Origin of the sequence: Pseudarthrobacter albicanus, assembly GCF_018224015.1 — a bacterium.
In the GTDB taxonomy this organism is placed as follows: Bacteria; Actinomycetota; Actinomycetes; order Actinomycetales; family Micrococcaceae; genus Arthrobacter; species Arthrobacter albicanus.
This window is the reverse complement of the sequence record NZ_JAGPOT010000030.1, coordinates 1-6198: the sequence shown is the minus strand read 5'-3', so window position 1 is coordinate 6198 and position 6198 is coordinate 1. Positions and strand designations below refer to the sequence as shown.

5 protein-coding genes are annotated in these 6198 nt (G+C 67.9%); 4 read left to right on the top strand and 1 reads right to left on the bottom strand.

Annotated elements, in window-relative coordinates; genetic code table 11:
• Positions 1 to 158: 158 nt before the first annotated feature.
• On the top strand, positions 159 to 1685 hold the full coding sequence (locus J9611_RS08830) for a GH1 family beta-glucosidase (RefSeq protein ID WP_211879420.1): 1527 nt from the start codon (positions 159 to 161) through the stop codon (positions 1683 to 1685).
• 19 nt (positions 1686 to 1704) lie between these two features.
• Here J9611_RS08830 and J9611_RS08825 read toward each other — a convergent pair whose 3' ends face one another.
• Positions 1705 to 2772 (bottom strand): App1 family protein phosphatidate phosphatase, encoded by a 1068-nt coding sequence (locus J9611_RS08825; protein ID WP_211879419.1) that lies wholly within the window; start codon positions 2770 to 2772, stop codon positions 1705 to 1707.
• A 288-nt stretch (positions 2773 to 3060) separates the two neighbouring features.
• Here J9611_RS08825 and J9611_RS08820 point away from each other — a divergent pair, with 288 nt between their 5' ends.
• From J9611_RS08820 to J9611_RS08810, 3 genes are all read left to right on the top strand, one after another.
• Positions 3061 to 3537, top strand: a complete 477-nt coding sequence (locus J9611_RS08820) for a hypothetical protein (protein ID WP_211879418.1) — start codon at positions 3061 to 3063, stop codon at positions 3535 to 3537.
• On the top strand, positions 3534 to 5525 hold the full coding sequence (locus J9611_RS08815; protein ID WP_211879417.1) for a glycoside hydrolase family 15 protein: 1992 nt from the start codon (positions 3534 to 3536) through the stop codon (positions 5523 to 5525). The genes J9611_RS08820 and J9611_RS08815 overlap by 4 nt, the downstream gene beginning before the upstream one ends.
• Positions 5526 to 5763: 238 nt before the next feature.
• Positions 5764 to 6198 (top strand): DUF488 domain-containing protein (locus J9611_RS08810; protein ID WP_211879416.1); only part of this gene is annotated, 435 nt, incomplete at its 3' end.

The window sequence follows — 6198 nt, the reverse complement described above, 5'->3', positions numbered from 1 at the left end:
ATGGAGCGGTACATCGAAAACTACAACAAGGACGCCAAACCGTTCACCTGGACCAAGTCCGCGGAGTATCTATTGGGCAAGATGAAACGCAAACAAACCATTAACACGGAACACTAGAATCAGTCAACCGTCTTCACACCTACAGAGGGAATCCGGCGATGAACGCTTCCGCCAAAGAACTGGCCGCCCTGCTCCCGCCCGGCTTCACCATGGGCGTGGCGACGGCGGCGTTCCAGATCGAAGGCGCGCTTGACGAGGACGGACGCGGCCCGTCCGGATGGGATGTCTTCGCCGCCAAGCCCGGCGCGATCGTCGACGGCCACAGCCCCGCCGTCGCCTGCGACCACTACCACCGGATGCCCGAAGACGTGGCGCTGATGAAGGAACTGGGGATCGATTCCTACCGGTTCTCGCTGTCCTGGTCCCGCATCCAGCCCGGCGGCAGCGGCCCGGTCAACCCCGCCGGACTGGACTTCTACGACCGGCTGATCGATCTGCTGCTGGCCAATGGGATTTCCCCCATGGCCACGCTGTACCACTGGGAGACACCCCTGCCCCTCGACGAGGCCGGCGGCTGGATGAACCGGGACACGGCCTACCGGCTGGGGGAATTCGCCGCCATCGCCGCGGCCGCGTACGGGGACCGGGTGGTGCGGTGGGTGACAGTCAACGAACCGGCCACCGTCACCACGAACGGCTATGCGTTGGGCCTGCACGCGCCGGGTGAGGCACTGATGCTCAAGGCCCTGCCCAGCGTCCACCACCAGTTGCTGGGCCACGGCCTGGCCATGCAGGCGCTGCGGGCGGCGAAGGTGGCCGGCGGGATCGGCATCACGAACGTCTACTCTCCGATGGTGCCTGCCTCCGCCAATCCGCTGGACAAGCTCAGTGCGGGACTCATGGACGTGGCACAGAACCGCCTCTTCGCGGATCCCGTGCTGCTGGGCAAATATCCGGACGTGATCCGGGCCGCAACGTTCTTCTCATCCTTCAGCCCGTCCAGCGAGGACCTGGAGCTAATCTCGCAGCCGCTGGACTTCTACGGCCTGAATTACTACATGCCCACCCGCGTGGCTTCCGGCGCCGGCGACGGGACCGTGCCGGAAGGCATGGCCGAGGCGATGGGGGACGACCTCAGCGGAACCCCCGGTGCCCCGTTCCACATCGCGGCGTTCCCTGATACCGAGATCACGGCCTATGGCTGGCCCATCAAGCCGGAATACATGTCCGTCGCCTTGGCCGAAATGGCCGAACGCTACCCGGGCCTCCCGCCGGTCTACATCACCGAGGGCGGCGCGAGCTTCGAGGACCTTCAGATCAGGGATGTGGCGGACCGGCTGATCATCCCGGATGAGCGGCGCGTGCGGTACCTGGCGGACCACATCGGCACCGCCGTCGAAGCGACCCAGCCCGGTGGCCCCGCCGAGTCGATCGACCTGCGCGGCTACTACGTGTGGTCCCTGCTGGACAATTTCGAGTGGTCCGGCGGCTACAAGCAGCAATTCGGCCTGCTGCACGTGGATTTCGACACGCAGGTCCGCACGCCCAAGGCCTCCTACTACTGGCTCCAGGAGCTGCTCGCGTCCCGGAACGGCGCCGCCCCGCACGCTCCGGGTGCCGGAGAGCCGGCGGAGGACGCCGACGTCGAACGGGCCGCCCCCGGCGGACCGGTGAATCCAGCCTGACTGGCCGGCGAGGGCGGCGTCAGAGGAGGCTTAGGCCTTTCAGTCCCTTCGCCATCCCTGCGCCGTCCGGCGAGTAGATCCACGGGACGGCCGAGCCGGTATGGTCCCCGTTTTCGGAATGGCCGCCGGCCAGCACGGCCTCGCTGGCGGAAAGCTGCCGGATGCCGATGGCCGCCACGCTGTCGCCATGCTGCTGCGCGAACCGGGAGTAGATATCTTCATCGTGCTGGCCGTTGTCCCCGAAGAGCAGCCAGCGGATATTCGGGAACTCCCTGGTCAGCAGCTCCAGGTTCCGGCGCTTGTGTTCCTGGCCGCTGCGGAACCAGCGGTCCTGGGTCAACCCCCAGTCCGTCAGCAGCAGGGCCCCGGAGGGGTACATGTTGCGGGACAGGAAGCGCGCCAGCGTAGGGGCGGCATTCCACGGGCCGGTGGACAGATAGATCACCGGTGCGTCCGGATGCTCCACCGTCAGCCGGTCCAGCAGCACGGCCATGCCGGGGGTCGCCATCCGGGCACGTTCGTTCAGGACGAAGGTGTTCCACAGCGCCAGGAACGGCCGGGGGAGCGCCGTGACCATGATCGTGTCGTCAATGTCCGAGACGATCCCCAGCCGGGTATCAGGGGAGATGACGAAGATGCGCGCCGTGGCCGGTTCCGTGCCTTCGGCCCGCAGGACGGTGGTGTGCCAGCCCGGTGTGAGCGCGACCGGGACGACGGCGTCCACGAGGCCCCCGCGGTCCGCCCGCACGCGGGTGGTGGCGCCGCCGATCTCGATGTCCACCTCGGTGAACTGGATCGGCACGGAAGTGAACGCGCGCCAGCCGCGGATGTTCTGGTTGCCGTTTTGGGCGGCGTGTTCCGCCCGGCTGCCGGGAACCGGCTTGCTGGTCAGCAGCACGCGGCCGAGCACCCGGACCCATTCAGTGGACCCGTACCCCTGGTACGCGATGATCTGCGGGACGAACTTCGAGCGCCTGGCAGTCTTCACGCGAAGGCGGTTGACCGTGTCCGAGGCCCAATGGGCCAGCCGGAATACCCGATTCCCGGACACCGGTTGCCGCGGTGCGTGCTGCGAGGCCATTTGCATGCCTCCACTCTCCCACAGCGGGTTGATTCGTCCGGTGACGGTGGGGTGTACCGGGCCGCAGGAGGTCTTGACGGACCTGATTCTACGTTCTAAATTCAAGGGAGCCAACTTTAGAAGGGGGCGTCATGCTTCCCCACCCGGTCCCGGAGCCAGTACGGCGGCGGGACGCCCGTTCGTCTTTCCTGCCGGTTGCCCCTGCCGGGGCAGCGCACCGCCGGGCGAGCAGACCGGAACGGCTGCACCGGCCCCGTTGTGCACTGTGCTGCAGGGGCGGCGGAGGCAGCTGAAATGGACTGGCAAGGGTGGGCCCTGTTCGGTCTGCTGGCCACCGGCGCCCTGACGGTGGTGATGATTGCCGCGCAAATGGCCGGCTGGACACGTCTTGACCTGCCGTTGGTCCTCGGCACCCTGCTGACCCCGGATCCGGACCGGGCACGCGTCGCGGGTTTTTTCATCCATCTTGCCGCCGGCCAGGCATTCGCCTTGGGATACGCCGCAACCTTCGCCCTCCTGGGCCAGGCAACCTGGTGGACCGGGGCGCTGCTGGGGCTGCTCCACGTAGCCGTCGCGCTTACGGTGATCCTGCCCCTGCTGCCTGGCGTTCACCCCCGGATGGCATCGACCAGGGCAGGCCCGGCCAACAGGGCGGTGCTGGAGCCCCCGGGCCTGCTCGGCCTGAATTACGGTATTCAGACACCGGCCGTCGCGGTCGCCGCCCACGTGCTTTACGGCGCCGTCCTCGGGCTGCTCCTGAGGACGTCATGACAGCCACGCGCCCGCCACGGACAAGGGAAGCGGACCGGAGTGAACCCCTCCCGCGCGGCACGCCGGCGGGGCAGCCCTCGCCCATCGCCGGTTACGGGCTGCTCGGTGACACCCGCACGGCAGCCCTGGTCTCCGCCGACGGCGCAGTGGACTGGCTCTGCGCCCCGGCGTTTGATGGCGAGCCAGTTTTCGGCGCACTCCTGGGCGGACCCGAAGCCGGCACTTTCCTGGCCGGGCCGGTCCTGCCGGCACAACGGATCGCGCGCCGCTACCGCCACCACAGCACAACCCTGGAAACAGTGTGGTCATCAGGAGCAGGCCGGCTTACCCTCACCGAAGCCATGGTGGCTGAGGTGGCCGGCCAACTGCTGCCCACGACGGTCCTGATCAGACGGCTCACCGCGGAGGGGTCACCCATGGCCGCCGTCGTCGACTTTGACCCCAGGCTGGGCGAACAGCACCGCCGCCCGCGCGTCCGCCGCGGGCGGGACCTGGTCTGCGGGTGGGGTCCGCTGGCCCTGTCCCTGGGCTGCAGCCCGGAGCTGGACCTGGAGCCGGGCCGGCGGAAATTGCTGACAGTCAGTCCAGGCCGGCCCGTCACCCTCGTGCTGGCCCTGGCCTACGGCGAACCGCTCATCCACCTCGACCCGGCAACCGCCTGGAACCTCGTCGAGGCCGACGAGGCCCGCTGGCGGGACTGGACGGACGACGTCGACGATCGGGTTCCCTTCCGGGAACCGGTCCTGCGGAGCCTGCTGACCCTCCGGCTGCTGACCTACTCTCCCTCGGGCGCGCCCGTGGCAGCGCCCACCACGTCCTTACCCGAGGACCCCGGAGGCATGCGGAACTGGGATTACCGCTACGCCTGGCCGCGGGACGCCAGCATCGGCGTCGGCGCCTTCCTGGGTGCAGGCAAATCCGCCGAAGCGCGGAAATTCCTCGGCTGGCTGCTCCATGCCAGCCGGCTCCAACGGCCCCGGCTGCCGGCCCTGCTGACCCTGGCCGGAGGACATGTCCCTGCTGAGCGCACGCTGCAGGGCTGGCCAGGGTACGCCGGCAGCACCCCGGTCCGCACCGGCAACGGCGCGGCCAGCCAGCACCAGCTCGATGGCTACGGATGGGTCCTGGACGCCGCCTGGGTGCTCGTGCAGGGCGGACACCGGCTGTATTCGGAGACGTGGCGGGCCATGCGGGGTTTCGCCGACCTCGTAGCCCTGCGATGGCAGGAGCCCGACGCCGGAATATGGGAGATCCGCGCCGACGCCGCCCAGCACGTGCACTCAAAAATGATGGGCTGGCTCGCCCTGGACCGTGCACTCCGCATCGGCCAGACCCACCGCCTCCGCGCACGGCACCGCCAGCGATGGCAGAGGGCCAGGGACAATATCGCCGCCGAGATCCGGGCCAAGGGCTTTGATCCCGTCAGGAACACCTACACCCGCACCTACGGATCCTCCGACCTGGACGCCGCACTGCTTGTCCTGCCCATCATCGGCCTCGAGGAGGCCGGCTCCGCCCGCGTCAAAGGAACAGTGGATGCCACCCGGCGCGAACTGTCCGCCGGCTTCCCTTTCCTCTACCGTTACCCGCCCGGCCGGGACGGGCTGCCCGGAACCGAAGGGGCGTTTCTGCCCTGTTCATTCTGGCTCGTTCAGGCCCTCGCCCACACCGGCAGGCACGCCGAAGCCACCGGACTCTTCACGGCACTCCTCGAGAACGCCACCCCGCTCGGGCTCTACAGTGAAGAAATTGATCCGGCAACCGGTGCCCTCCTGGGCAATTTTCCGCAGGCCCTGACCCATGCCGCGCTCGTCCAGGCAGCGCTTGCCCTCCGCGACATCCGAACGGCCGGGGCACCAGGAGGAGCAAAGGAGTGCCTCCCCGGTTTCCCAGAAACAGACCCCGTAGAGAAGACAGCGAGCAGAACACCCAGGGAGGGAACATCATGCCCAACGACCGGGATTTGGCCGGAGACTTCATGCACTTGACCGATCGGCTGCGGCCTCTTTTAGGCCCAGCAGATCACGGCGACCCAAGCGCTCCCGTGCTGCACCGGCACGACCACGACGAAGAAGCATCCGACAGGGAACTCGCCACCTTTAGCATCAGATCTGATTCCGGCGGCCACCGCTACGCCGTCCGCAAATCCGATGACCCGGCTCTCCGAACACCGGGCCCGGCGGCTCCGTCCTCAATGGATGACGGTCATCCCGAAGGAGACATCCCATGGTCACGCGGCATGCAGTGAAAGTACGACGCATCTATGAGGATCCGCTGGAGTCGGACGGCACGCGCCTTCTCGTGGACCGGCTCTGGCCGCGGGGCCTGACCAAGGAAAAAGCCCACATTGACGAATGGTGCAAAGTGCTCGCCCCATCGCCGGCGCTGCGCAAGTGGTACGCCCACGACCCCGGTCGCTTCGAAGAGTTCGGCCGCCGTTATCGTATTGAACTGGAGGCGCCCGAGGCTGCCGCAGCCCCTGACCGGCTCCGCGCCCTGTCCCGGCACGGACCGCTGACACTGCTGACGGCCACCAAGGACGCAGCCATCAGCGAGGCGGCAGTGCTGTCCGCACTGATCCAACCCGCTTCACCGTTCCTATTCAGTACGGATCAGTCCCGTACTTGCTCCCCGAACGGTCCTGGGAGCCGCACACCTTCT

What these genes read in the sequence shown, in the direction of transcription:
- J9611_RS08830 (WP_211879420.1), top strand. Translation starts at nt 159, where the DNA reads ATGAACGCTTCCGCCAAAGAACTGGCCGCCCTGCTCCCGCCCGGCTTC.
- J9611_RS08825 (WP_211879419.1), bottom strand. Translation starts at nt 2,772, where the DNA reads ATGCAAATGGCCTCGCAGCACGCACCGCGGCAACCGGTGTCCGGGAAT.
- J9611_RS08820 (WP_211879418.1), top strand. Translation starts at nt 3,061, where the DNA reads ATGGACTGGCAAGGGTGGGCCCTGTTCGGTCTGCTGGCCACCGGCGCC.
- J9611_RS08815 (WP_211879417.1), top strand. Translation starts at nt 3,534, where the DNA reads ATGACAGCCACGCGCCCGCCACGGACAAGGGAAGCGGACCGGAGTGAA.